This window comes from Kitasatospora sp. DSM 101779 (assembly GCF_025655475.1).
Taxonomy (GTDB): Bacteria; Actinomycetota; Actinomycetes; order Streptomycetales; family Streptomycetaceae; genus Kitasatospora.
This window is the reverse complement of sequence record NZ_JAHTIK010000001.1, coordinates 6,475,515-6,501,300: the sequence shown is the minus strand read 5'-3', so window position 1 is coordinate 6,501,300 and position 25,786 is coordinate 6,475,515. Positions and strand designations below refer to the sequence as shown.

Annotated in this window: 24 protein-coding genes; 8 read left to right on the top strand and 16 right to left on the bottom strand. The window is 73.6% G+C overall.

Translation table 11 applies throughout. The features are described 5' to 3' along the window. The first annotated feature begins 399 nt into the window (after window positions 1-399). On the top strand, window positions 400-2,652 hold the full coding sequence (locus tag KSNIM_RS29595; RefSeq protein WP_263106189.1) for a glycoside hydrolase family 18 chitinase: 2,253 nt from the start codon (window positions 400-402) through the stop codon (window positions 2,650-2,652). A gap of 18 nt (window positions 2,653-2,670) precedes the next feature. On the opposite strand, the gene KSNIM_RS29590 is transcribed toward KSNIM_RS29595, so the two are convergent. The 11 genes from KSNIM_RS29590 to KSNIM_RS29540 all read right to left on the bottom strand — a co-directional run bounded on the left by KSNIM_RS29590 (window position 2,671) and on the right by KSNIM_RS29540 (window position 13,624). Further along, on the bottom strand, window positions 2,671-3,354 hold the full coding sequence (locus KSNIM_RS29590) for a spermidine synthase (RefSeq protein ID WP_263106188.1): 684 nt from the start codon (window positions 3,352-3,354) through the stop codon (window positions 2,671-2,673). A 51-nt stretch (window positions 3,355-3,405) separates the two neighbouring features. Beyond that, window positions 3,406-4,482: a YeiH family protein gene (locus KSNIM_RS29585; RefSeq protein WP_263106187.1), complete on the bottom strand. Its 1,077-nt coding sequence runs from the start codon at window positions 4,480-4,482 to the stop codon at window positions 3,406-3,408. A 5-nt stretch (window positions 4,483-4,487) separates the two neighbouring features. Continuing rightward, window positions 4,488-5,024 (bottom strand): cysteine dioxygenase family protein, encoded by a 537-nt coding sequence (locus KSNIM_RS29580; RefSeq protein WP_263108165.1) that lies wholly within the window; start codon window positions 5,022-5,024, stop codon window positions 4,488-4,490. 263 nt (window positions 5,025-5,287) lie between these two features. Further along, window positions 5,288-6,193, bottom strand: a complete 906-nt coding sequence (locus KSNIM_RS29575) for a LysR family transcriptional regulator (protein WP_263106186.1) — start codon at window positions 6,191-6,193, stop codon at window positions 5,288-5,290. Between the two features lie 166 nt (window positions 6,194-6,359). Further along, window positions 6,360-7,229, bottom strand: coding sequence for an amino acid ABC transporter permease (locus tag KSNIM_RS29570; RefSeq protein WP_263106185.1), 870 nt, complete (start codon window positions 7,227-7,229; stop codon window positions 6,360-6,362). Continuing rightward, window positions 7,226-7,870 (bottom strand): amino acid ABC transporter permease, encoded by a 645-nt coding sequence (locus KSNIM_RS29565; RefSeq protein ID WP_263106184.1) that lies wholly within the window; start codon window positions 7,868-7,870, stop codon window positions 7,226-7,228. Before KSNIM_RS29565 ends, KSNIM_RS29570 begins: the two co-directional genes overlap by 4 nt. 59 nt (window positions 7,871-7,929) lie before the next feature. Further along, entirely contained in the window at window positions 7,930-8,835 is a 906-nt protein-coding gene (locus tag KSNIM_RS29560) for a glutamate ABC transporter substrate-binding protein (protein WP_263106183.1), read from the bottom strand. Window positions 8,836-8,844: 9 nt separating this feature from the next. After that, window positions 8,845-9,573, bottom strand: a complete 729-nt coding sequence (locus KSNIM_RS29555) for an amino acid ABC transporter ATP-binding protein (protein ID WP_263108164.1) — start codon at window positions 9,571-9,573, stop codon at window positions 8,845-8,847. 17 nt (window positions 9,574-9,590) lie between these two features. Beyond that, window positions 9,591-9,854, bottom strand: a complete 264-nt coding sequence (locus KSNIM_RS29550) for a lipopolysaccharide assembly protein LapA domain-containing protein (protein ID WP_263106182.1) — start codon at window positions 9,852-9,854, stop codon at window positions 9,591-9,593. Window positions 9,855-10,001: 147 nt separating this feature from the next. Beyond that, window positions 10,002-11,792 (bottom strand): ABC transporter ATP-binding protein, encoded by a 1,791-nt coding sequence (locus tag KSNIM_RS29545; protein ID WP_263106181.1) that lies wholly within the window; start codon window positions 11,790-11,792, stop codon window positions 10,002-10,004. Beyond that, window positions 11,771-13,624 (bottom strand): ABC transporter transmembrane domain-containing protein, encoded by a 1,854-nt coding sequence (locus KSNIM_RS29540; RefSeq protein ID WP_263106180.1) that lies wholly within the window; start codon window positions 13,622-13,624, stop codon window positions 11,771-11,773. The genes KSNIM_RS29545 and KSNIM_RS29540 overlap by 22 nt, the downstream gene beginning before the upstream one ends. A 367-nt stretch (window positions 13,625-13,991) precedes the next feature. On the opposite strand from KSNIM_RS29540, the gene KSNIM_RS29535 reads away from it, so the two are divergent. Further along, window positions 13,992-14,846, top strand: coding sequence for an aldo/keto reductase (locus KSNIM_RS29535; RefSeq protein ID WP_263106179.1), 855 nt, complete (start codon window positions 13,992-13,994; stop codon window positions 14,844-14,846). A gap of 154 nt (window positions 14,847-15,000) precedes the next feature. Here KSNIM_RS29535 and KSNIM_RS29530 read toward each other — a convergent pair whose 3' ends face one another. Further along, window positions 15,001-15,825: a MarR family winged helix-turn-helix transcriptional regulator gene (locus KSNIM_RS29530; protein WP_263106178.1), complete on the bottom strand. Its 825-nt coding sequence runs from the start codon at window positions 15,823-15,825 to the stop codon at window positions 15,001-15,003. 504 nt (window positions 15,826-16,329) lie between these two features. On the opposite strand from KSNIM_RS29530, the gene fabG reads away from it, so the two are divergent. The 6 genes from fabG (at window position 16,330) to KSNIM_RS29500 (ending at window position 20,563) form a co-directional block, all read left to right on the top strand. Beyond that, window positions 16,330-17,097, top strand: coding sequence for a 3-oxoacyl-ACP reductase FabG (gene fabG, locus KSNIM_RS29525; RefSeq protein WP_263106177.1), 768 nt, complete (start codon window positions 16,330-16,332; stop codon window positions 17,095-17,097). A gap of 254 nt (window positions 17,098-17,351) precedes the next feature. Beyond that, the gene (locus KSNIM_RS29520; RefSeq protein WP_030272071.1) at window positions 17,352-17,543 is read left to right on the top strand and encodes a hypothetical protein; all 192 of its coding nucleotides are present in this window, start codon (window positions 17,352-17,354) and stop codon (window positions 17,541-17,543) included. Window positions 17,544-17,692: 149 nt separating this feature from the next. Then, window positions 17,693-18,436: a phosphatase PAP2 family protein gene (locus KSNIM_RS29515; protein ID WP_317634069.1), complete on the top strand. Its 744-nt coding sequence runs from the start codon at window positions 17,693-17,695 to the stop codon at window positions 18,434-18,436. Between the two features lie 41 nt (window positions 18,437-18,477). Continuing rightward, window positions 18,478-18,753: a DUF6343 family protein gene (locus tag KSNIM_RS29510; RefSeq protein ID WP_263108163.1), complete on the top strand. Its 276-nt coding sequence runs from the start codon at window positions 18,478-18,480 to the stop codon at window positions 18,751-18,753. 170 nt (window positions 18,754-18,923) lie between these two features. Beyond that, window positions 18,924-19,418, top strand: coding sequence for a hypothetical protein (locus KSNIM_RS29505; RefSeq protein WP_263106175.1), 495 nt, complete (start codon window positions 18,924-18,926; stop codon window positions 19,416-19,418). 332 nt (window positions 19,419-19,750) lie between these two features. Continuing rightward, window positions 19,751-20,563: an NAD-dependent epimerase/dehydratase family protein gene (locus KSNIM_RS29500; protein WP_263108162.1), complete on the top strand. Its 813-nt coding sequence runs from the start codon at window positions 19,751-19,753 to the stop codon at window positions 20,561-20,563. 85 nt (window positions 20,564-20,648) lie between these two features. Here KSNIM_RS29500 and KSNIM_RS29495 read toward each other — a convergent pair whose 3' ends face one another. The 4 genes from KSNIM_RS29495 to KSNIM_RS29480 form a co-directional block, all read right to left on the bottom strand. After that, the gene (locus KSNIM_RS29495) at window positions 20,649-22,049 is read right to left on the bottom strand and encodes an aspartate aminotransferase family protein (RefSeq protein WP_263106174.1); all 1,401 of its coding nucleotides are present in this window, start codon (window positions 22,047-22,049) and stop codon (window positions 20,649-20,651) included. Then, complete coding sequence (gene dxs / locus KSNIM_RS29490) at window positions 22,039-23,949, bottom strand: 1-deoxy-D-xylulose-5-phosphate synthase (RefSeq protein WP_263106173.1); 1,911 nt, start codon at window positions 23,947-23,949, stop codon at window positions 22,039-22,041. Before dxs ends, KSNIM_RS29495 begins: the two co-directional genes overlap by 11 nt. A 126-nt stretch (window positions 23,950-24,075) precedes the next feature. Next, entirely contained in the window at window positions 24,076-25,101 is a 1,026-nt protein-coding gene (hpnH, locus tag KSNIM_RS29485) for an adenosyl-hopene transferase HpnH (protein ID WP_263106172.1), read from the bottom strand. 2 nt (window positions 25,102-25,103) lie between these two features. Further along, window positions 25,104-25,769: a 1-hydroxy-2-methyl-2-butenyl 4-diphosphate reductase gene (locus KSNIM_RS29480; RefSeq protein ID WP_263106171.1), complete on the bottom strand. Its 666-nt coding sequence runs from the start codon at window positions 25,767-25,769 to the stop codon at window positions 25,104-25,106. Window positions 25,770-25,786: the final 17 nt, after the last annotated feature.

Sequence of the window (25,786 nt, the reverse complement as noted above, 5' to 3'; positions counted from 1 at the left end):
CCCTCGGCGCCGGCCGCTCCCGCCGCGCCGCCGGCGCCCGAGGAGCCCCCGTCGTACAGCCCCTTCGGCTGACCCCGGGTCAGTGGTGCACGGCCGACGGCCGGGCAGGTGGTGCCCCCACCCGCCCGGCCGTCGGCCGTTCCGCACCCGGACCTCCCGCCCCACTCGCCGCGTGACGGATCGTCACCGTTCGGCCACGCCGCATGGTCCAGACCTATTGCGCAGCGGCCGCCCCCTCCCTAACCTCCTGGACAGGACCTCCGCGGCAACCCGACGGCCCGGGGACCCGGCTCCGCCGCGCCCACGCGTCCGGAGCCCTGCACCTGGCACCTCCCCCACAGGTAGCGGAGCCCTGGGCCGTACGCGGTCCGGCGTGCTCCCGGACAGGAGCTCTCACCCATGCGCAAACGTCGGTACCGCCTCCCGCTGATCGCCGCGGGGACCCTCCTCGCACCGCTCGTCGCGGTCGCCCTGCCCGCCACCGCGGCCCACGCCGCGGGCGCCACCGCCACCTTCGCCAAGGACCAGGACTGGGGCACCGGGTACGGCGGCAGCTACACCATCACCAACGGCACCACGAGCGCCATCAACGGCTGGACGCTCGAGTTCGACCTGCCCGCCAACAACTCGGTCGCCTCGCTGTGGAACGCGACCTACACGGTGGCGTCCTCGCACGTCACGGTGAAGAACCCGAGCTGGCAGCCGAGCATCCCGGCCGGCGGCTCGTACAACTTCGGCTTCAACATCGCCTACTCGGGCGCCTACGTGCCGCTCGCCAACTGCAAGCTCAACGGCGCGCCGTGCGGCGGCGGGGGCGGCGACACCGCTCCGCCGACCGCCCCGGGCAACCTGACCGGAACGCCGAGCGGCAGCAACGGTGCGGCACTGTCCTGGACGGCCTCCACCGACAACGTCGGCGTCGCCGGCTACGACGTCCTGGAGGGCACCGTCAAGCGGGCCACCGTGACGGGCACCTCGGCCACGGTCACCGGGCTGTCGGCGGGTGCGCACAGCTTCACCGTGGTCGCCTTCGACGCGGCGGGCAACCGCTCCACCGCGGCGGGGCCGGTCACCGTGACCGTCCCGAACACCACCGACCCGCAGCCGCCGACCGCCCCCGGCACGCCGACGGTCACCGGCACCACGTCGAGCTCGGTCTCACTCACCTGGGGCGCCTCCACCGACAACGTCGGCGTGGTCGCCTACGACGTCTACAACGGCGGCACGATCGCCGCGACCGTCACCGGCACCTCGGCCACCGTCGGCGGCCTGGCCGCGGACACCTCGTACACCTTCACCGTGAAGGCCCGGGACGCGGCGGGCAACGCCTCGACCGCCTCCGGCCCCGTCACCGCCCGCACCCAGACCGGCGGCGGGGGCGGCGGCGGCATGAAGATCGGCTACTTCACCCAGTGGTCGATCTACTCCCGCGGCTACAGCGTCAAGCAGTTGGAGACCTCGGGCAGCGCGGCGAAGCTCACCACGCTCAACTACGCCTTCGCCAACATCCACCCGACCTCCAAGCAGTGCTTCATCACCAACAAGGCGGCCGGCAACGACTCCGACCCGAACGCCGGCGACGGCGCCGGTGACGCCTGGGCCGACTTCGGCAAGGGCTGGGACGCGGGCAACTCGGTGGCCGGCACCACCGACACCTGGGACCAGCCGCTGGCCGGCAACTTCAACCAGCTCAAGCAGCTGAAGGCCAAGCACCCCAACCTGAAGATCCAGATCTCCATCGGCGGCTGGTCGTACAGCAAGTGGTTCTCCGACGCGGCCGCCACCGACGCCTCCCGCAAGGCGCTGGTGAGCTCCTGCATCGACATGTACATCAAGGGCAACCTGCCGGTGATCGACGGCCGCGGCGGCGCCGGCTCGGCCGCCGGGATCTTCGACGGCATCGACCTCGACTGGGAGTGGCCGAACTCGGACGGCCACCTCGGCAACATCTACAAGCCGGCCGACAAGGCCAACTACACCCTGCTGGCCCAGGAGTTCCGCCGTCAGCTGGACGCGCTGGGAGCCACCACCGGCAAGCACTACACGCTGAGCGCCTTCCTGCCGGCCGACCCGGCGAAGATCTCTGCGGGCATCGACGTCCCGGGCCTGTTCGGGGCGTTCGACTTCGCCACGATCCAGGGCTACGACTACCACGGCGCCTGGGAGACCACCACCAACCAGCAGTCGGCGCTCACCCTGCCGGCGGGCGACCCGAGCCCGGCGAACCAGCGGTTCAGCTCCGAGATCGCCATCAACGCGTACGTCACGGGCGGGGCCCCGAAGAGCAAGCTGACCCTCGGCATCCCGTTCTACGGACGCGGCTGGCAGGGCGTGCCGCGCGGCACCACCAACGGCCTGTTCCAGACCTCGACCGGCGCCGCCCCCGGCACCTACGAGGCCGGCTACGAGGACTACCACAAGCTCAAGGACATGGCCACGGGCGGCGGTTACACCGTCTACCGGGACCCGGTGGCGGGCTTCGCCTACATCTACAACGGCAACGTCCTCTACACCTACGACGACCCGACGGAGATCGCCCGCAAGACCGCCTGGATCAAGGCGCAGGGGCTGGCGGGGGCCATGATCTGGTCCTTCGACGGCGACACCGCGAGCGGTGAGCTGATGACCGCGGTGGACAACGGCCTGAAGTAGCGGGCGGCCCCGCGCGGTTCACGCGCGGCGTGCCAGGTGCACCGCATCCGGCACGCCGCGCGCGACCGCCACCTCCAGGGTGTGCACGTCCGCGAACCCGGCCCTCCGCAGCGCCTGTTCGAAGGCGGTGGAGGGCCGGGCGCTCCACACGGCGAGGATGCCGCCGGGGTTGAGCCGGCGGTGGGCGGCGGCCAGTCCGGCCGGCCCGTACAGCCCGTCGTTGTCCTCGTCGACCGTCCAGTCCGGGCCGTTGTCGATGTCGAGGCAGAGCGCGTCGTACGCCTCGCCGTCACCGGCCAGGTGCGCCACCAGGTCGGTGTGCAGCACGCTGACCCGCGGGTCGTCCAGGGCGCCGGCGGAGAACGCGCCGAGCGGGCCGGTGCGGTGCCAGTCGATGACGGCCGCCTCGCGCTCCGCCACCGCGATCCGGCCCCAGCGCGGTTCGGCCGCCGCGTACGCCAGCGAGAAGCCGACCCCGAGGCCGCCGATCAGCACGGACGGCCGGGGCGCGGCGAGCCCGTCGAGTGCCGCCTGCACCAGCAGTCGTTCGGAGCGGCCGTCCGCGGTGTCCATCAGGAAGCAGCCGTTGGCGATGATCTCCAGGTGCTCACCGCGGCGGCGCAGCACCACCTCGCCGTACGGGCCGTCGCGCCGGTCCAGGGTGACGGGGCCGGCGTCGTCGCGGACGGGCGGGCGGTTCATCGCAGCGCACCTCCGGGGTCGAACAGGTCGGACGCGATCGACTCTAACCGCTCAGCGGGTCAGCAGGACACCGATGTAGGACACTCCGGCGACCACCGTCCAGGAACCGAGGCCGAGCAGGGCGATCCGTCCTCCGGTGCGCAGCAGGGCGGGCAGGTCGACGGCGCTGCCGAGACCGAACAGGGCGGCGGTGAGCAGGAGTTCGCGGCCGTCCTGGGCGAGGTCCAGGGCCGGGTCGGGCAGCAGACCGGTGGAGCGCACGGCGACGGCGAGCAGGAAGCCGCCGACGAACAGCGGTACCGGGGCGGGTCGCCGGGTGCCGGCCGTCCGGACGACTTCCGTTTCGCCGTGGGCCGTTGGCGCGGCGGCCGGGCGGGCGCGGCGGGCCAGGGCGAGGGCGGTGCCGGCGACCAGGGGGGCGAGCAGCAGCACCCGCATGAGTTTGACGACGACCGCCTCGCGCAGCGCCACCGGTCCGGCGGTCTGCGCGGTGGCGACCACCTGGCCGACGTCGTGGACGCTCGCACCGACCCAGCGGCCGAAGCCGGGCGCGTCGAGTCCGAGCGGGTGGTGGAGCAGCGGCAGGACGGCGATGGCGAGGGTGCCGCAGAGGGTGACCAGGGCGACGGAGGCGGCGACGTCCTCCTCGTCGCTGCCGGCGGTCTCGGCGACGGCGCCGATGGCGGAGGCTCCGCAGATCGAGTAGCCGGTGGCGACCAGCAGCGGCTGGTCGCCGGGCAGGCCGAGGCGGCGGCCGAGCCAGACGGTGCCGGCGAAGGTGGCGGCGACCACGGCGAGCACCATGGCGACGGTGGCCCAGCCGAGGCCGAGCAGGTCGTCGAGGCCGAGGGCGAGCCCGAGCAGCACGATTCCGGCGCGCATCAGCCGGCGGCCGGCCAGCGAGAGCCCGGGGCGGGCATGGCCGCGGACGAGCGGACGCAGGCCCGGCAGATGGGCGGCGGCGATGCCGAGCACCACCGCGGCGGTGAGGCGGGGGACGGCGGGCACGGCGGCGTGCACGGCCCAGGCGGCGGCGGTGCCGAGGCAGGCGAGCAGCAGACCGGGTCCGGTGCGGTGGAGCAGCGGCGGGGCGGTCGGCCGGGCCGTCGTGCGCAGGGTGAGGGCCATCGGGCTCACATCCCGCCGATGGCCGGGCCGGGGCCGGCCGGCAGGTGGTAGGTGCGGCGGATGCTGGTGGTGAGCCGGGCGATGTCGGCGCCGTAGACGTGGATGGACAGGGCGGTCCCGGGGCCGGCGTTGCGAACGAGGTGGATGTCGCCGGGCGGGGCGAAGGCGGCGACCGATCCCTGCGGGCTGACGGCGGCCTCGGTGAACTCCAGCCGCGCGGTCGGGCCGTCGGGGACGAGCCGGTAGCGCAGTTCGCTCTCCTGGCCGCGGTGGACGCCGGCGACGCACCAGGCGACGTGGTCGTGGATCGGGGTCTGCTGGCCGGGCAGCCACACCAGGGCGACGACGGAGAACGAGCCGTCCGCTTCGGCGTGCACCAGGTGCTGCCGGTAGCGGGCGGGGTCGCCGAGGCGCTGTTCGGGGGTGAGCAGGTCGTCGGGGCCGAGGTGCGGGGCGAGGCGGTCGGCGACCAGTCGGGCGGTGGTGCCGGGGTCGAGGCCGCGTCCGGCGGCGGCACGGATGTCGGCGATGAGCTGCTGCATCCGCGGGGTGGCAGGTCCGGCGACGGTGAGGCGGCCGGCGGGGGCGCTACGGGGGGCTGCGGTCGGGGAGGGGACGGTCGCGGCGTGGGTGCGGGCGGCGGTGGCGGTGGCGGCCGTGCCGACCGGGGTGGTGGCGGGGACGGCGGAGGGATTCGCGGCGGTGGCCATGGCAGCAGGGTCGACGCCACGATCCATCACGTCCAACGACAGTCTGTTGAGGGATCGCCAACTCCCGCTTATGGGTGCCGGGACCTGTCGGCCCCTCAGCAGCCGGCGCGGGAGGCGGCGGCGCGGCGGAGTTCGTCCAGCACCAGCGCGGTGGCGGGCATCCGCAGCTGTTCGCGCAGTGCGTAGGCGAGCACCCGGCGGCGGTGGTGCGGCTCGACCAGGCGGCCGGTGACCTTGGCGTGGCACAGGAAGGAGAGCACCAGTGCGGGCATCAGCGCAATCCCCACGCCCGCGGCGACGAGGCTCTGCACGGCGAGGTTGTCGTCGGTGGTGAAGACGATGTCCGGGGTCCACCCCTGGTCCGCGCAGATCTGCAGCAGGTTGGCGCGGCAGCGCGGGCAGCCGGCGATCCACCGCTCCCCCGCGAGGTCCGCGAGCCGGACGGCGCTCCGGCGGGCCAGCGGGTGGCCGACCGGCAGCAGCACGGTCAGCTGGTCCTCCAGCAGCGGCGTCTCGACGACCTCGGGCGGGACCTCCACCGGCAGGCCCGGGTACTGGAAGGCCAGCGCGATGTCGCACTCGCCGCGCAGCAGCCGCTGCACGGAGTCGGGCGGTTCCGCCTCCAGGAGTTCGACCCGGATGCCGGGGTGGTCGGCGAGCAGCCGGGCCATCGTCTCCGGGATGAGGGTCGCGTTGGCGCTCGGGAAGGCGCACACCCTGACCTTCCCGGCGCGCAGCCGGGCGAGTGCGCCCAGCTGCTGCTGGGCGGAGGCGAGGCTGTCGAGGATCGTCTCGGCGTGCCGGGCCAGCGCCTCGCCGGCCTCGGTGAGCCTCAGGCCGCGGCCGGCCCGGGTGAACAGCGGCACGCCGACGGAGCGCTCCAGCGCCTTCATCTGCTGCGTGATCGCGGGCTGGGTGTAGCCGAGCGTACGGGCCGCCGCCGAGTAGGAGCCGGAGACGACCACCTCGTGGAAGGTCCTGATGTGCCGTGAATCGAACACCAACGAATCATAAGCGGAGGTTGGGTCCGCTGACGACGCACCGTCAGCTCGCGGTCACCGTACGCGCTCCCCACCTCCATGGGCGACCTACCCCCGGGCATCGGGGGACAGGCCGCTCACGCACTGGCTGAAGAGGCACCACCCTGGGGCGCGTGGGGTGAACGCTCTAGCCCTGGGCGTCCGGCGGCAGTCCGGTCACGGCCTCGGCCGGGGCCACCGGTGCTCCGCCGCGCGTCTTCGGGCTGCGCCGCCCGCGCCGCTCGACCGCCCGGGCGAGCCAGGACAGCAGCAGGCACAGGCCGATGTAGACCGGGGCGACGACCATCACGACCGGGATGAACGGCAGGCCGTAGTCGAGGTTGGTGGCGATCAGCTTGCCGGCGTGCAGGAACTCCTCGTAGGTGATCAGGAAGCCGAGCGAGGTGTCCTTCAGCGCCACCACGAGCTGGCTGATGATGCTGGGCAGCATCGCCCGGTTCGCCTGCGGCACCAGGACGTACGCCATCACCTGGGTCTTGCGCATCCCGAGCGCGTACCCGGCCTCCCGCTGCCCGGCGGGCACGGCGAGCACGCCGGCGCGCAGCACCTCGGCCAGCACCGAGCCGTTGTAGAGGACGAGTCCGGCGACCAGTGCCTGGAGCGGGTCCGCTTTCAGTGCCACGAAGATGAAGAAGATCATCACCAGGAGCGGCATCGCCCGGAAGAACTCGACCACCGCCCCGCTGATCCGCCGGACCAGGGCGTGCTCGGAGAGCCGCCCGGCCGCGAACAGCGCCGCGAAGGGCAGCGCGAGCAGCACCGTCCAGCCGAAGGCCTTCAGTGTGTTGGCGAGGCCGCGCAGCAGCAGCTCCTGGATGCCGCGGTACTGGAAGGCCGTCCACTTCTCGTTGGTGAACTGGTGGGTGTCGAAGAGTTGGACGACCAGCCAGCCGATCAGGGCCGCCAGGGCCAGGGCGGCGAGCAGGCCGTAGAGCCGGTGGCGGGCCAGCGCCCGTGGGCCGGGGACGTCGTAGAGCGCGGAGGCCTCGGTGGTCACCGGCTCACCGCCGCACGCCGCTCCAGGACGCCGAACAGTGCGCTGATCGCCAGGGTGATCAGCAGGTAGCCGGCAGCGATCCAGACGAAGGCCCAGATCACGCTGTAGCCGAGCTCGTTGACGGTGTGGTAGGTGCCGAGCAGCTCGACCACGCTGAACGAGCCGGCGATCGCGGTGTTCTTCGCCAGTGCGATCATCACGCTGCCGAGCGGCGCGACGACCGCGCGGTACGCCTGCGGCAGCACCACCAGGCCCAGCGTCTGGCCGAACGTCAGACCGAGGCTGCGGGCCGCCTCCCCCTGCCCGGCCGGCACGGTGTTGATGCCCGAGCGGAACGCCTCGCAGACGAAGGCCGAGGTGTAGCAGCCGAGCGCCAGCACGGCGAAGGTGAAGAACGGCAGCACGATGCCGAACCGCGGCAGGCCCAGCACCACCACGAAGAAGAGCAGGGTCAGCGGGGTGTTGCGCAGCACTGTCACCCAGCCGGTGCCGAAGGCCCGCAGCGGCCGCACCGGCGAGACCCGGAAGGCGGCGACCAGCACTCCGACGGTGAGCGCCAGCCCGGCGCTGACCCCGGTGAGCGCCAGGGTCCCGAGGAAGCCGTGCCAGTAGGTCGACCAGTTGTCGATCAGCACTTTCATGCGGCGGCCCCTTCGGGAGCGAGTGGCGGTCGATCGGGGGCGGCGTGGACGGACGCCGGTCAGTAGCGGTCGATCGGGGGCGGGGCGGGGGCGGGTACGCCGGAGAGGCCCAGGGTGGCGTCGTACGCCCTGCGCCAGTCGCCGTTCTGCTCGTGCCGGGCGAGCGCGTCGTCGATCGCACCGCGCAGGACGGTGTCGCCCTTGGGCGTGCCGATGCCGTAGGGCTCGCGGGAGAACGGCTCGCCGACCACCTTCATCTCGTCGGGTGCCTTCGCCGCGTACCCCTGGAGGATCGCGTTGTCCGTGGTGACGGCGGCGACCTGGGCGGAGATCAGGTTGTCCACGCAGGCCGAGTAGGTGTCGTAGGCGACGAGCTCGGCCTTCGGGTACTCCTCGGCGATCCGCTGGTACGGGGTGGAGCCGGCCGCGGAGCAGACCTTGCGCCCGGCCAGGTCCTCGGGCCCGTGGATGCTGTCGTCGCTCCGCCGCACCAGCAGGCTCTGCCCGGCGACGAAGTACGGGCCGGCGAAGCCGACCAGCTTCTTGCGCCGGTCGTTGATGGTGTAGGTGCCGACGTAGTAGTCGACCTGGCCGTTCTGCAGCGCGGTCTCGCGGTTGGCGGAGGCGACAGTGCGGAACTCGACGTCCTCCGGGGCGAAGCCGAGGTCCGCGGCGACCATCTTGGCGATCTCGATGTCGAAGCCGGAGTAGGTGCCGGTGGCCGGGTCCCTCTGGCCCAGGTATGGCTGGTCCTCCTTGGCGCCGACGACCAGGTGGCCGCGGCGGCGGGCCGCGTCCAGGGTGGGCGAGCCCTGCACCCCGGAGGCGTCGCGGACGGGGTAGTGCGGCAGGGCGCCGGGCTGCGGGCCCTTGGGCGGCGGGGTGCCGGGCCTCCCGCAGGCGGCGGCGAGCAGGGCGAGGACGGCGAGCAGGACGGCGGCGGCCGTGCGGGCTGGGCGCTTCACTCGGCAGCCTCAGTGCTGGAGGATCTTGGCGAGGAAGTCCCGGGCCCGCGCGCTGCGCGGGGCGGCGAAGAACTCCTCCGGCGGGCGGTCCTCCACGATGCGGCCGTCCGCCATGAAGACCACGCGGTCGGCGGAGGCGCGGGCGAAGCCCATCTCGTGGGTGACCACGACCATGGTCATGCCGTCCCGGGCGAGGCCGCGCATGACGTCCAGCACCTCGGTGATCATCTCCGGGTCGAGGGCGGAGGTCGGCTCGTCGAAGAGCAGCGCCTTCGGGTCCATGGCGAGGGCCCGGGCGATGGCCACCCGCTGCTGCTGGCCGCCGGAGAGCTGCGCCGGGTAGCGATCGGCGTGCGAGGCGAGGCCGACCCGGTCCAGCAGGTCGAGACCGCGCCGCTCGGCGTCCGCGTGGGAGCGCCGGCGGACCTTGGTCTGCGCGAGGGTGAGGTTGTCCAGCACCGTCCGGTGCGCGAAGAGGTTGAAGGACTGGAACACCATGCCGACCTCGGCACGCAGTGCGGCCAGCGCCCGGCCCTCCTGCGGCAGCGGTCGGCCGTCGATGCTGATCCGGCCGCTCTCCACCGTCTCCAGCCGGTTGATCGCCCGGCACAGGGTGGACTTGCCGGAGCCCGAGGGGCCGATCACCACCACGACCTCGCCCCGGCCGACGACCAGGTCGATGTCCTGCAGCACGTGCAGCTCGCCGAAGTGCTTGTTCACACCGGCGAGTTCGATCAGCGGCGGGCTGGTGGTGGTCACTTGGTTCGGCGCCCCTTGAGCAGCCAGCCGACCGCGCCGCCGGCGAGCAGGGCGCCGAGCAGGGCGATCCACAGCGGCGCGGTCACCGTGAACACCCAGAACTGGATCTCCACGTCGTCGAGGTTGGCGAACAGGAACCAGATCGCCAGTACCGCGATCACCGCGCCGGCGATCACTCTGGTGGGCACTCCCGCGATCTCGCCGCGCGGCTTGCCACCGCCGGACGCACCGCCCGAGGAACCACCCGAAGTCTTGGTCACACCATCAGTCTGCTCCGTTCTGTACCGGTTTGCCGGTATCGCGCCGCCCGGTGCGACCCGGGCGGCGCAATGCCGGCTGCTCCGCGCTCCGCCGGACCGGCCCGCTCGGCACGATGCCGGTCCCCGTGCGCCGACCGGACCGGCCGCTCAGCGCTCGTCGCGCCAGGAGCGCCAGAGGGCCGCGTACGGGCCGCCGGCCGCGACCAGCTCGGGATGGCTGCCGTACTCGCTGATCCGGCCCTGCTCGACCACCGCGATCACGTCGGCGTCGTGCGCGGTGTGCAGGCGGTGCGCGATGGCGATCACGGTGCGGCCCTCCAGCACCCGGGAGAGCGAGCGCTCCAGGTGGCGGGCGGCCCGCGGGTCGAGCAGCGAGGTCGCCTCGTCCAGCACCAGGGTGTGCGGGTCGGCGAGGACGAGCCGGGCGAGCGCCAGCTGCTGGGCCTGGGCCGGGGTGAGCGCGGTGCCGCCCGAGCCGACCTCGGTGTCCAGGCCCTCGGGCAGGGCGTCGGCCCAGTCCTCGGCGTCGACGGCGGCGAGCGCGGACCGCAGCTCGGTGTCGTCGGCGTCCGGCCGGGCGAGCCTCAGGTTGTCCCGGAGCGTGCCCACGAACACGTGGTGCTCCTGGTTGACCAGGGCGACCTCGGCGCGGACCCGCTCGGCGGGCATCTCCGCCAGGGCGGCGCCGCCGAGGGTGACCCGGCCGCGGCCCGGTGCGTAGATGCCGGCGAGCAGCCGCCCGAGCGTGGACTTGCCCGCGCCGGACGGGCCGACCAGGGCCACCCGGCTGCCCGGCGCGACGTCCAGGCTGATGCCGTGCAGCACGTCGGCGCCCTCGCGGTAGCCGAAGCGGACCTCCTCGGCCCGCACCCGGCGCCCGTCGGGCCCGAGCGTCGCATCGGTGTCCGGGTCGGGCACCTCGCGGACGCCGACCAGGCGGGCCAGCGACGCCTGCCCGATCTGCAGCTCGTCGTACCAGCGCAGGATGAGGTCGACCGGGTGGACGAGCGCCTGCGCGTACAGCACGCCGGCGGTGAGCTGGCCGACGTCGATCCAGCCCCGGACGGTGAACGTCCCGCCGAGGGTGAGCGTGCCGAGCACGGCCAGCGCGTAGGTCGCGTCCACGGTCGGGAACCAGACCGAGCGCAGCCAGAGCGTGTACCGCTCCCAGGCCGCCCACTCGCCGATCTTGCGGTCGGTCAGCCGGACCCGCTGCTCGCCGAGGCGCAGCGCCTCGACGGTGCGGCCGGCGTCGACCGTCTCGGCGAGGACGGTGTTGACCGCCGCGTACCCGGCCGACTCGGCGCGGTAGGACTGCGGCGCGCGCCGGAAGTACCAGCGGGAGCTGGCGAGCAGCAGCGGCAGGCCGATCAGTGCGGTGGCGGCGAGCAGCGGCGAGGTCAGCACCAGCGCGCCGAGCACGAGCACCACGGAGACCACGGCGACGGCGAGCTCGGGGACGGCCTCACGGACGGACTTCGCCAGCCGGTCGATGTCGGTGGTGCCGCGGGAGACGAGGTCTCCGGTGCCGGCCCGCTCCAGCACGCCGGGCGGCAGGGCAACCGACCGGACGAGGAAGTCCTCGCGCAGGTCGGCGAGCACCTCCTCGCCGAGGATGCTGCCGCGCAGCCGGGAGAGCCCGATGAACACCGACTGGACGACCAGCGCCGCGAGGTACCAGCCGACGGCGCCGAGGATGCGGCCCCCGGTGGTGCCGGTGGAGAGCGACTCGACGAGCGAGCCGAGCACCCAGGGGCCGACCAGGCCGGCCAGCGTGGCGACCGAGTGCAGCGTGACGACGGCGGTGAAACCGCCGCGGTGACGGCGGGCGAGCAGGCGCACGTAGGCGCGGACGGTGGCCGGGCCGGCCACCGGGAGCATGGTGGCGGGCCCCTGCTCCTGGACGGTGGGGGGCTTCAGCCCTCGGGGGAGCCGCATGCCGCCTCCTTCATGGTCTGGTTCGGCGCGGGGGTGTCGGCGGGGACCGGGCCGGCCGCGGTGGGGGCCGGGCCCGCGGCGTCCTCGTCGCGGGTGACGACGGCCCGGTACTGCGCGTCGTCGGCGATCAGGGTGCGGTGGGTGCCGACGGCGGCGACCCGGCCGTCCTGGACGAGGACGACGCTGTCGGCCTGGTCGAGCAGCAGCGGGCTGGTGGCGAAGACCACCGTGGTGCGGCCGTCCCGGACCTTGCGCAGGCCGGCCGCGATCCGCGACTCGGTGTGGGCGTCGACGGCGCTGGTGGGCTCGTCCATGACGAGCACCGGCGGGTCGGCCACCAGTGAGCGGGCGAGGGCGAGCCGCTGCCGCTGGCCGCCGGAGAGCGAGCGGCCCCGCTCCGTGATCCGGGCGGCCATCGGGTCGCCGCCGCACTCGGGCGAGCCGTCGACGAGGGCGTCGAGCACGTCCTCGGCACGGGCGGCGGCGAGCGCCTCCGCGGTGTCCACCCGTCCGGCGCCGGGGACGTCCAGCAGCTCGGCCAGCGTGCCGGAGAGCAGCACCGGCTCCTTGTCGTGGACGAGCACGGCGGCCCGGGCGTCGGACAGCGGCACGCCGTCCAGCGGGACGCCGCCTAGCCGGACGGAGGGCTTGGGCCGCTCGTCCTCGCCGAGCGGGACGTGCCCGCCGAGCCGGGCGGCGAGTTCGCCGGCGATGTCCGGGTCGCCGCAGACCACGGCGGTGAGCCGGCCGGCCCGGGCGGTCAGGCCGGTGACCGGGTCGTGCAGGTCGCCGCGTTCGGGGCGGACGATGCTGTCCGGGAAGTCGCTGCCGGGGGCGGTGCGGCTGAGCGCGAGGACCCGGGCGGCGCGGCCGGCCGAGACCCGGGCCACCGACCAGGCGTGCGCGGCCTCGCCGAGGATCCGCAGCGGCGCGGCGAGGAAGGCCGTCGCACCGTACACGGCGACGAGTTCGCCGATGCCGAGTGCGCCGGTGGCGGCGAGGTGGGCGCCGTACCAGGTGACGCCGACGACGAACAGGCCGGGCAGCAGGACCTGCTGGGCCTGCATCAGGGACCAGGTGCGGGCGGCCCGGACGGCGGCCCGGCGGACCTTCTGCGAGGCGGTGCGGTAGCGCTCCAGGAAGAGCTCCTCGCCGCCGATGCCGCGCAGCACGCGCAGGCCCGCGACGGTGTCGGCGGCGAGCTCGGTGGCCTTGCCGCCGAGGGCGCGCTGCTCGGAGTAGCGCCGTTCGAACGGGCCGAGCAGCGGCCAGACGGCGGCGGCGAGCACCGGCACGCCGAGCAGGACGGCGGCGCCGAGCAGCGGCTCGCGGACGAGCACGACGAGGCTGACGCCGAGCCACACCAGCACGGCGGCGCGGACCCGCGCCATCAGCTCGACGTACCAGCCGATCTTCTCGACGTCGCCGCTGCTGACGGCGACCACCTCGCCGGTGGCGATCCGGCGGGAGAGGCCGGCGCCGAGGCGGGAGGCCTGGCGGGCGACGAGCTGGCGGACCTGCGCGGCGCAGGTGATCCAGTTCCACACCGCCTGGCGGTGCAGCAGCACGGTGCCGACCGCCTGGAGGACGGCGAGCAGGGCGGCGAGGCCGCCGGCCCGCCAGATGCCGGCGGTGTCGCCGTCGATCGCGGCCTGGATGCCGAGGCCGAGGGCGAGCGGCAGGGCCGCCTGGCATCCCATTTCGAGGACGCCCCAGCAGGTGGCGAGCACCTGCCCGCGGCGTTGGGCGCGGGAGAGCCAGCGCAGCAGGCCCAGCGGGGAGGAGAGGTCGGGTCTGCCGGGGTCGTCCAGCGGCAGGTGGGTGAGCGGCATGACGCTCCGTTACGGGTGGTACGGGCAGGTCGGGGCGCGCGGCCCGGGTCGCGGGCACGGCGGCGGGCCCGGCGCGTGGTGCGACCAGGGCTTCAGGAGGCGGGGGCGGGGCGGGGGCCCGGCGCGGGCGCGGACAGCCTTCGGGAGGCGGGGCGCCGGTCACGGTTCAGGACGTCATGGTCACCGAGCGTCCCCGCCGGGGTGTGGCGGACGCAACAGGTTTTCCGCGCGACCCGCGGGATTCCGGCCAGGGCGGCCGCAGGTCTCACCGGATCGAGGGAATTTCCGCCGTCCGGGAATGTTCTCCCCGCCCCACCGGTTGGTTGCCCTCGGAAAGTATCGGACGACCAGGAGGGCACCCCTTCCCGTGAGCACCATCCCCAGCGTCACGCTCAACGACGGCGCGGTGATCCCGCAGCTCGGTTTCGGCGTCTGGCAGGTCCCGGACGCGGAGGCCGCACCGGCGGTCCGCGCGGCGATCGAGGCGGGCTACCGCTCGATCGACACCGCGGCCGTGTACGAGAACGAGACCGGCACCGGTGTGGCGATAGCCGAGTCGGGCGTGGCCCGCGAGGAGCTGTTCGTCACCACCAAGCTGTGGAACTCGGGCACCGTCGACTGGTCCGGGCAGCAGGGGCGGGACGCCGTGCTCCGCGCGTTCGACGACTCGCTGGCCAAGCTCGGGCTCGACTACGTCGACCTGTACCTGATCCACTGGCCGCGGCCGATGCACGGATCCTTCGGCAACATCTGGAAGGCCTTCGAGCAGCTCGCCGCGGACGGCCGCGCCCGCTCGATCGGCGTCTCCAACTTCGGTCCGCAGCAGCTGGAGGTGCTGCTGCAGGAGAGCTCGGTGGCCCCGGTGCTCAACCAGGTCGAGCTGCACCCCTACTTCCCGCAGCACGAACTGCGGGCCTTCCACGCGCAGCACGGCATCGCGACCGAGGCGTGGAGCCCGCTCGGCCAGGGCAAGTCGCTGCTCGACGAGCCGGCGCTGGCGAAGGTGGCCGCCAAGCACGGCCGCACCCCGGCCCAGGTGGTGCTGCGCTGGCACCTGCAGAGCGGCGTCATCGCGATCCCGAAGTCGGTCACCCCGTCGCGGATCAGGGAGAACCTCGACGTGGCCGGCTTCGAGCTGGACGCCGAGGACCTCGCGGCGATCGCCTCGATCGACACCGGCCGCCGGATCGGCCCGGACCCGCAGGGCTTCGACTGGAACTGAGCCGCCGGCACAGATCCGCGCGGTGGACGGCCGTACCCCGGGGGATACGGTCGTCCGCCGCGCGGCACGACCGAGGGCCGTCACTCCGCACAGGTGACGGCCCTCGTTCTGTTGCGCGGCCGGGGCCGCGCGCTGCCGAATCGTTCCGTCCGGGCTACAGCCGGGCGGTCTTGGCGAGGAGGGCCAGCGCCGGCTCGTGCTCCTCCGGCTCCAGCGGGGAGAGGAGCAGTTCCTGCACCTCTCTCACCCCGGCCGCCGACCGGTGCAGGAGGTCCTGCCCGGCGGGCGAGAGCGACAGCAGGTTGCGCCGCCCGTCCGAGGGGTCGCGGCGGCGCAGCACCAGGCCGCGCCGGACGAGCCGGCTGACCATCTCGGCCATCGTCGCCTTGTCGAGCGAGGCGAGTTCGCCGACGGTGCGCTGGTCCGCACCCGGCTCCGTCTCCAGCGCTTCCAGCACCGCATACTGGGGCGCGGTCAGATCGGCTCCGACCTTCTCGGACCAGAGCTTGGTGTGCACCTGCTGGGCCACCCGGATGAGGTAGCCGATCGCCCGCTGGGCGTCGAGCAGCGGGCGCGCGTCGGTCAGTGCGGCGACCGCGGCCGGCTCCAGCCGGGCTATCTTGGCCATGACCCGGACGATCTCGATCTGCTCGTCGGGGGTGAGCGGCTCGAAGAGCGTCCGCTGCACGCGGACGACTCCGCCGGTGGCCTCGCGGACCGCCTGGGCGCCGTTCTGAGACAGGGCCAGCAGCTTGCGCCGGCCGTCGGCCGGGTCGCGCCGGCGCAGCACCAGGCCGCGCCGGACGAGTCGGGCCACCATCTCGGCCATCGTCGCCTTGTCCAGCGAGGCCCGTTCGCCCACGGTGCGCTGATCGGCACCGGGCTCGAGGGCGAGCGCGAGGAGCACGGCGAACTGCGGAGCCGTCAGATCGGCTCCGACGTGCTCGGACCACAAGCGGGTGTGCACCTGCTGGGCCACTCGGATGAGGTGACCGGGCGACTGCTGCAGTCGACCTGTCACTCGGGTTGTCGGGATCTCCCCCAGCACCATGAAATCCGTCCCGGTGTCACGCTCGGTGTGTGTGGGACACCCGAGCGGGGCAGTAACGGCGAGTAAGCGTCCCGCTGTGTGGGAGGGCGCGTCAGCCGTGCAGCCGGTGGCTGCTGGCGCACACTATACAAACGGTCGAGCCGCCCTGGCAGGCAGGGGCTGATAGTAGTCGCATGTTCGGCAAAGTTGGCATATTTCCGCCATCTGTCGGGCCCACGACAGGTCGGGTTTCGCCCGTCCGGCCGCCGTCGGCCCTCACCCTCCGTCACCTGCGGCTCTACACCCTGGCCCATGAGGCTACCCGCCGGTAGGGTGTGCGCCCAGCGCGCTGTGTACCACCTTTCGCCCCGGTCTCACCGACCGGGGCGCGCGGGTCGGCCGCCGCCTCGGTGCCGGCCTCCCGTCCCACCACCGAGAGAGACGAGTACGAGCATGACCGAGCAGTCCCCCGCCACCCGGGTCGCCGTCGTCACCGGTGCCGCCCGCGGCATCGGCGCCGCCACCGCCCTGCGCCTGGCCGCCGACGGCTACGCCGTCGCCGTGGTCGACCTGGAGGAGTCCGCCGGCAAGCAGACCGTGGACGCCATCGTGGCCGCGGGCGGCCGTGCACTCGCCGTCGGCGCCGACGTCTCGAACGCCGAGCAGGTGCAGGCGGCCGTCGACCGGATCGCCGCCGAACTCGGCGCCCCCGTGGTGCTGGTGAACAACGCCGGCGTGCTCCGGGACAACCTGCTCTTCAAGATGTCCGAGTCCGACTGGGACACCGTCATGAACGTGCACCTCAAGGGTGCCTTCCTGATGACCCGTGCGGTGCAGAAGCACATGGTGGACGCCGGCTTCGGACGCATCGTCAACCTCTCCTCCTCCTCGGCGCAGGGCAACCGCGGCCAGGCCAACTACTCGGCCGCCAAGGCCGGTCTGCAGGGCTTCACCAAGACCCTGGCGATCGAGCTCGGCAAGTTCGGGATCACCGCGAACGCGGTCGCCCCCGGCTTCATCGCCACCGACATGACCGCTGCCACCGCCGCCCGGGTGGGCATGGAGTTCGAGGCGTTCAAGCAGGCCGCCGCGACCCAGATCCCGGTGAACCGGGTCGGCACCCCCGAGGACATCGCGCACACCATCTCCTTCCTGGCGAGCGAGGGCGCCGGCTTCGTCTCCGGCCAGGTCCTGTACGTGGCCGGCGGCCCGCTCGACTGACCCGCTGACCCGCCCGCGGGGAGGCCCCACCCGACTGCCCCGGCGGCCGGGCGGGCGGCCCCGGGGCCGCGCCGGGCGGCGGCGGAGCGTCCGCGCCGGTCGCCGCGGGCGCGCCGACCCGAGCGTCGCAGTGCGCCGAGGCCCTCCGATGGTCCACACTCGGTAGCAGACGTCCGCTGTCCGACGAGGGCGGCGGAGCCGCAGCCGACCGCTCGCCGACGGCCCGGCCGGCACTCGTACCACTGGAGGCCTCCATGTCCGAGTCCACTGACAGCCGATCGATGCCCACCCCGGACCACCTGCTCCACACCGGGGCGGAGCACCCCGTCGACCCCGAGGACCTGGTGATGGCCTCCGGTCGAACCCCGACGCCGGAGCTGATCGAAAAGGCCCGGCAGGACCTCCAGAAGTACGGCCGGGTCGCCGTGGAGCGCCTGCTCCCCTGACCTGGAGCCCGTACCGTCGCCGCCGAGAGGCCCCGCACCTGCGGGGCCTCTCGTGTTCCTCCCGCCGCCACGAAGGCCCCCCGGGGCCGGGCACGGCCCCTTCCCGACCCGGCCCGGACCGCCCCGGGGCAGCGGGTAGGGTCTCTGGAGTGCGAGTCCTGACCGAATCCCCCCTCGACCGGCGGTCCGCGTCCGCTCCGCCGACGGTACCGGCCCGGACACCGATCGGCCGCCGGCGCGCGCTGCTGATCGCCGCCACCGCGCTGGTGTACGCGGCGGTCGTGGTCGGGGTGCTCGCCGACACCGCCCTGGTGCGCTTCGACTGGTGGCTGGAGCTGCTGAAGCCCTACAAGCGGTGGCCCGAGGTGCAGCCGCTGCTCGACGTGTGGATCGTGGCGGGCCAGCGCGGCCCGGCCGCGATCGCCGCCTGTCTCTGGCTCGGCTGGCGTTCCTGGCGCACCCGCACGGTGCGGCCGCTGCTGGTGATGGGCGCCGCCCTGCTGCTCCTCAACATCACCGTGGGCGGCGTCAAGATCATCACCGGCCGGCTCGGCCCGCACTACGCACACGTCATCGACTCCCCCGAGCTGTTCGCCGGAGGGACGATCTTCCCGTCCGGGCACACCGCCAACGCGGTGGTGACCTGGGGCGTCCTCGCCTACCTCGCGGTCCGGTGGCGGCGCACCGGGGCGCTGCTGGCCGGGCTGACGGCGGTGTCGATCGGCCTCACCACGGTCTACCTCGGCACCCACTGGATCTCGGACGTGGTCGCCGGCTGGACGGCCGGCCTGCTGGTGCTGCTCGCCCTGCCGCTGGCCGAACCGCTGGTGGACGCCGCGGACCGGTGGATCACCGCGCTGTACCACGGCCCGGCCGGGCGCACCGGGCGCTGAACCCCGGGCCTACCCTGGAAGGGGGGCTGGAGGTGAGCGCCATGCGCCCGGCGAAGACACCCCGGTACTGGCGCAGCGGCACCGAGCCGGCGACCGCGCGCAGCGATCTGAAGCTGCGCTTCCTGCTGTCCGTGCTCTTCCTGCCGGTGTTCGTGGCGATGACGGCGGGCTTCGCTCTCTGGGCGTCCCGCAGCACCGGATCCGACCTGCCGAGCAGCGGCGCGCTGGCGGGCTTCGCGGTGCTGTCCGGGGTGCTGACGGTGTTCGCCGCGGTGGACCTGTACGTGGTGGTCCGACGGCGCCGCACCGAGCTGTGAGACCCGGCGCGGCGATCTCCGAGGGGGTCGGGCCGCACGGCCGTCCCCCACCGGGGCACCCCGCGCGGTGAGCGTGTCGGTGCCCACCCCGGCCACCCGGCACCTCCTGGGTCCTCGCAATCCCGGCACACCCCTCCCCCGATCGCCGAGGGCATGACAGTCTGTCCGCCATGCGCACACGCTCCCTCACCGTGGTCGTCGCGGCCGTCGCCGCACTCGGGCTGGCCGGCTGCTCCGGCTCCACCGGCTCCGCACCGAAGGCCGACCCCGCCGCCCCTGCCTCCGCCGCCGCTCCCGCCACCCCGGCCGCCTCCGGGGCCGCCGCCTCCGACGCCGCCGCGGCAGCCACGCCGACCGGCCCCAAGCCCGCGCCGCCGTCGGACGCCGGCCTGCCCGCCAAGCCCGACGCGGACACCGCCGCCAAGCTGGTCGCGGCGCTGAAGGCGCTCGACCCGGACATCGTCTCGGCGGGCCCGGAGAAGACGGTGGAGGCGGCCCGCAAGGAGTGCCAGGCCGTCTACAACTACCCCAAGGACCGCGCCAAGCTGGTCGAGGTGACCGGCAGCACCTTCATCTCCGCCGCGCACCCGCAGGGCTTCGGCCCGGAGGTCTCGGAGAAGATCCTCGCCGCCGTGCAGGCCTCGGGCCTGTGCACCCGCCCCTGACCCGTCCACGGCCCTCCGGGCCCCGACCGTCCTCCGGTCGGGGCCCGGACCCGTTCGGCCGGCCTCAGCAGCCCACGCACCGTCGCCAGGTCCGCGTCCGGCAGCCTCTCCCTGCTCGGCGGAGCCACCGACGACCGGCCGGTACGGGCGCGGGCTGCTCCCACCGACTTCGACGCCGTGCCGCCGCACCTCCCCGCGATCGTGGACGCGATGGACGAGCATGGCACCAGCCGGCCGACCGGCCGGGCCCGGAGACCACGTCGGCCCGGATTCGGCCCGGATTCGGCCCGGATCGACATCGACCGCACCGAGCGCCACACGATCACCACGGACTGACGATGCCACGGACCATCCTGCTCACCGGCGCGGCCGGCGGCGTCGGCACCATGCTGCGCGAGCTGCTGCCGCCGTACGGCCACCGCCTCCGGCTCGCCGATCTCGCCCCGATCCCCGACGCCCCGGACGCCCTCGCCTTCGACCTGCGGGACGCCGACGCCGTCCGCGCGGCCGTCCGCGGTGTGGACGCCGTCGTGCACCTCGGCGGCATCTCGCTGGAGGACACCTTCGCCCGCATCCTCGGCGCCAACATCGAGGGCACCTACCAGCTCTACGAGGCCGCCCGGCTGGAGGGCGTGCGACGGGTGGTCTTCGCCAGCTCCAACCACGCGGTCGGCTTCACCCCGCTGGACGGCCTCGGCACAGGCGGTAGGGGCCTGATCGGCACCGACGTACCGCCCCGGCCCGACACCTACTACGGCCTGTCCAAGGTGTTCGGCGAGGGCCTGGCCCAGCTCTACGCCGACAAGTACGGCATCGACACCGTCTCGATCCGGATCGGCTCGTGCTTCCCGAAGCCGCGCTCCACCCGGATGCTCTCCACCTGGCTCAGCCCCGCCGACTGCGCCAGGCTGGTGCACGCCGCGCTCACCGCCCCCGTCGAGGGGCACGTGGTGGTCAACGGCATCAGCGCCAACACCCGCGCCTGGTGGGACCTGGCGCCGGCCCGGGCGCTCGGCTACGAGCCGCAGGACGACGCCGAGGCGTACGCCGCCGAGGTGGTCGCCGAGCACGGCGAACTGCCGCCGGACGGCGTCGACGCCCGCCTGCTCGGCGGCGGCTTCACCGAGATCGAGCCGCCGCGCTGAGACACGCCGGCAGCCGTCCTCGAAGGCGCACGGGTGGTCGATCGAGCCGCACCGTGCGCCTTCGGGGAAACGCCCTGAGGTCCATTCACCGCCCGCCGACCGCCTGCTTGACCAGGGTGCGGCCGAAGTCCCACATCAGGCCGCTGCCGCGGTGTGCCTCGTCCATCACCTCGGTGAAGGCGTCGACGAAGCGGTCGACCTCCTTCTCGGTGATGATCAGCGGCGGGATCAGCTTGATCACCTCCAGGTGGTCGCCGGACACCTGGGTGAGGATCCGGTGCCGTTGCAGCAGCGGCACGACCACCATCTGGGCGAACAGCCCCTTGCGGGCGGCCTGCAGCGCCGTCCACCCGGTGCGCAGCTTCAGCGACTTGGGCCGGCCGAACTCGATGCCGATCATCAGCCCGCGGCCCCGGACGTCGGCCAGCAGCTCGTAGCGGTCGACGAGTTCGGCGAGCCGGGTACGGAAGAGGTCGCCCACCTTGCGGGCGTTGGCCACCACCTGCTCGTCGCGCATCACGTGGAGCGTCGCGAGGCCGGCCGCCATCGCCTGCGCGTTGGAGCCGAAGCTGGCGGAGTGCACCAGCACCCGGTCCATCGACGAGTACACCTTGTCGAAGATCCAGTCCTTGCCGAGGGTGGCACCGATCGGCACGTAGCCGCCGGAGAGCGCCTTGGCCGCGCAGACCAGGTCGGGTCGCACGCCCTCCTCGTGCTGGTAGGCGAAGAAGTCGCCGGTGCGGCCGATGCCGGTCTGCACCTCGTCGCAGATCAGCAGCGCCTTGTGGGCGTGCAGCAGTTCCTGCGCGGCGCGCAGCCAGCCGGGCGGGGCGGCGTTCACGCCCTTGCCCTGGATCGGTTCGACGATCAGCGCGGCGACATCGCCCTTCTTCAACTCCTTCTCCAGCGCCACGAGGTCGCCGAGCGGCACCGCGGTGTCCGGCAGCAGCGGCTCGAACCCCTTGCGGAAGCCGCTCTCTCCGTTGACCGAGAGCGAGCCCGCCGTCAGGCCGTGGAAGGCGTGGTCGCAGTAGAGGATCCGCCGGCGGCCGGTGGCGCAACGGGCGAACTTGAGCGCGGTCTCGACCGCCTCGGTGCCGCTGTTGCCGAAGAACACCCGGTCCAGGCCAGGGGCTTCGGCGATCAGCCGCTCGGCGAGCAGGCCCGGCAGCGGGGCGCAGTCGAAGCGGGTGAGGTCGGGCAGCCCGAGGTCCATCACCTGCTGCACGGCGGCGCGCACCACGGGGTGGTGCCGGCCCAGCGCGAAGATCCCGAACCCGGCCAGCATGTCCAGGTACTCGTTGCCCTCGGCGTCGTAGAAGTACGGGCCCTCGGCACGCTCGTAGTACTTGTCGAAGCCGATGGTGTGCAGCATCCGCGGCAGCTGCGGGTTGAGGTACTTGGCGTGCAGCTCGTAGCGCTCGGCGGCGCGGTCGGCGAGCAGGGCAGCGAGGTCGAGGCCCCCGGTGGGACGGTCAGCCGGCATGGTGCTGGTTCGCTCCTCGGATCGGTAGCAGCCGCTTGGCGTGGGCGGCGGTCTGGGCGGCGACTCCGGTGCCGGTGAGTCCGATCTCCTCGAGGATCTCACCGCGGCCGGCGTGCGCCAGGAACTCCTGGGGGATGCCGAGGTCGCGCAGCGGGGTGTCCACGCCGGCGTCGCGCATGGCCTGGGCGACGGCGGCACCGACGCCGCCGGTGCGGCCGTTGTCCTCGACGGTGACGACGAGCCGGTGGGCGGCGGCGAGGTCGACCAGGGCGGGGTCGACGGGCTTCACCCAGCGCGGGTCGACGACGGTGGCGGTGAAGCCCTCGGCGAGCAGCAGTGCGGCGGCGTCGAGGCAGGCGGGGGCCATGGCGCCGACGGCGACCAGCAGGATCTCGGGGGCGGACCCGGTGCGGTGCAGCACGTCGACGGCGCCGACCCGCTCCAGGGCGGGCACGCCGGGGCCGAGGTCGCCTTTCGGGAAGCGCAGCACGGTGGGTGCGTCGGGGACCTGGACGGCCTCGCGGAGCTGGGTGCGCAACTGCTCGGCGTCGCGCGGGGCGGCCAGCCGCAGGCCCGGGACGACCTGCAGGATCGACATGTCCCACATGCCGTTGTGCGAGGCGCCGTCGTTTCCGGTGACGCCCGCCCGGTCGAGGACGAAGGTGACGCCCAGCTTGTGCAGGGCGACGTCCATCAGCACCTGGTCGAAGGCCCGGTTGAGGAAGGTCGCGTAGACGGCGACGACCGGGTGCAGGCCGGCGGTGGCGAGGCCGGCGGCGCTGGCGACGGCGTGCTGCTCGGCGATGCCGACGTCGAAGGTGCGGTCGGGGTGGGCGGCGGCGAAGTCGGCGAGGCCGACGGGCTGGAGCATGGCCGCGGTGACGGCGACGACGTCGGACCGCTCCTTGCCGAGTTCGACCATCTCGGTGCCGAAGACGGAGGTCCAGGAGGTTCCTCGGGAGGGCGAGACCGGCAGGCAGGTGTACGGGTCCATGGCGCCGACGGCGTGGAAGCGGTCGGCCTCGTCCTGTTCGGCGGGGCGGTAGCCGCGGCCCTTCTCGGTGATGCAGTGCACGATGACGGGGCCGCCGAAGCGCTTGGCGCGGCGCAGCGCCTGTTCGACGGCGCCGATGTCGTGGCCGTCGATCGGGCCGACGTACTTGAGGCCGAGGTCCTCGAACATGCCCTGGGGGGCGAAGGCGTCCTTGAATCCCTTCTTGGCGCCGTGCAGGGCGCCGAAGATGGGCTGGCCGACGATGGGGGTGCGCTGCAGGGCCTCCTTGCCCCAGGCGAGGAAGCGTTCGTAGCCGCGGGTGGTGCGCAGCGTGGCGAGGTGGTGGGCGAGGCCGCCGATGGTGCGGGCGTAGGAGCGCTCGTTGTCGTTGACGACGATGACCAGCGGGCGGTCGTCGGCCTCGGCGATGTTGTTCAGGGCCTCCCAGGCCATGCCGCCGGTGAGTGCGCCGTCGCCGACGACGGCGACGGTGTGGCGGTCGGTGCGGCCGAGCAGCTGGTTGGCCTTGGCGATGCCGTCGGCGTAGCCGAGGGCGGTGGAGGCGTGCGAGTTCTCGATGAGGTCGTGGTCGGACTCGGCGCGCGAGGGATAGCCGGAGAGGCCGCCGCGGCCGCGCAGGCGGGTGAAGTCCTGGCGGCCGGTGAGGAGCTTGTGGACGTAGGCCTGGTGGCCGGTGTCCCAGAGGATGCGGTCGCGCGGGGAGTCGAAGACGCGGTGGACGGCGATGGTCAGTTCGACCACGCCGAGGTTGGGTCCGAGATGGCCTCCGGTGCGGGTGACGGCGTCGATCAGGAAGTCGCGGATCTCGTCGGCGAGGAGGGGGAGGTCGCCGGCGGGCAGGCGTCTCAGGTCGGTGGGCCCCTTGATGGTGGACAGGAGTGACATGGCTTCACCTCGCGACTCGGTGGAGAGCGATGACCGTCTGTGTCCAGGGTGCGGCCGGGGCGGGCAGCTCGCCTGTTGTCCGTGCGCCCGGGCGCGCGCCGGGGCGCACGCCCGGGGGCGCGGACGTCAGTTGATCCGGCCGGAGCCCAGGGTCTCCCGGGCGGCGCGCAGGGACTCCTTGAGCGACCCCATGGTGGCGAGCACGGCGGTGGGTTCGTAGCCGCAGTGGGCCATGCAGTTGTCGCAGCGCGGGTCCCGGCCGCGGCCGTACTTGTCCCAGTCGGTCTTCTCGATGAGCTCGCGGTAGGTGGGGACGTACCCGTCGGCCATCAGGTAGCAGGGGCGCTGCCATCCGAAGAGCGAGTAGTTGGGGATGCCCCAGGCGGTGCAGTCGAAGTCGACCTTGCCCTCCAGGAAGTCCAGGAAGAGCGGGCTGTGGTTGAGCCGCCAGCGGCGGCGGTTGCCGCCGGAGAAGGCCTTGCGGAAGAGCTCCCTGGTCTGCTCGACGCCGAGGAAGTGGTCCTGGTCGGGCGCCTTCTCGTAAGCGTAGGCCGGGGAGATCATCATCTCGTCGACCTTGAGCTCGTCGTTGAGGTAGTCGAGCACCTCGATGATGGTCTGCGGGGTGTCGGTGTTGAAGAAGGTGGAGTTGGTGGTGACCCGGAAGCCGCGCCGCTTGGCCTCCCGGATCGCCTCCACCGCCTCGTCGAAGGTGCCCTCCTTCGCGACCGAGGCGTCGTGCCGCTCGCGCAGGCCGTCGATGTGGACGGTGAAGGTGAAGTACGGCGAAGGAGTGAATCTGTCGAGCTTCTTGCGCATCAGCAGGGCGTTGGTGCAGAGGAAGACGTACTTGCGGCGGGCGACCAGCTGGCGGACGATCTCGTCGATCTGGGGGTGCATCAGCGGCTCGCCGCCGGCGATGGAGACCATCGGCGCCCCCGACTCGAGGACGGCGCCGACCGCCTGGGCGACCGGCATCCGCTGCTTGAGCACCCCGGCCGGGTGCTGGATCTTGCCGCAGCCCTCGCAGGCCAGGTTGCAGGCGTACAGCGGCTCCAGTTCGACGATCAGGGGGAACTTCTCACGGCGCCTGAGCTTCTGTTGAAGCAGGTAGGTGGAGACGCGGACGGACTGACGCAGCGGCATGGCCATGGCTAACTCGCCTCCTGCGGGAGTGTCGAGGGCTGTGGTGGACGGGGTGCTGCGGTGGCGACCAGGCGGTGCCACTCGGTGAGGGCCGGCACGGCGGCGCGCAGGGCGCGCCAGGCGTGCACGCCGGCCGGCAGGGTGCCCGGCCGGATCAACTCGCGTTCGGGAGTGTCGACGACCACCCGCAGCACCGCGGCCGGCAGCTCGGGCCGGGTCTCGGCGCGGGCGGCGAGGACGGCGGCGGCCTCCATGTCGACGGCGAGGGCGCCGCGGGCGTGCAGCGCCCGGCGCTGGGCGCCGCGGACCACGTGGTCGGCGGTGTGGTGCAGGCCGGTGTGCGTGGTCAGGCCGCAGGCCTGCAGGGCCTTGGCGAGGGTGGGGGCGCTGTCGAGCGCGAAGCGCCCGCCCTCGGAGTCGCGGACGGCGTCCGCGACGATGACCTCGCCGGGGGCGGTGCCGGGGGCGACGGAGGCGCCGAACCCGGCGACAACCAGGGCTCCGTAGTCACCGGTGGAGAGCAGGGTCCGGACGGCCTGCCCTGCGCGGCCGCGGCCGATCCCGGTGCGGACCAGGACGGGCGAGCCGCCGATCGCACCGGCCCAGTCGCCGCCGCGCAGGGCCCAGGCCTCCGGCCCGAGCGCGCACAGCACCAGCAGGGGTTCACCCCTCATCGCACACCTCCGGCCGT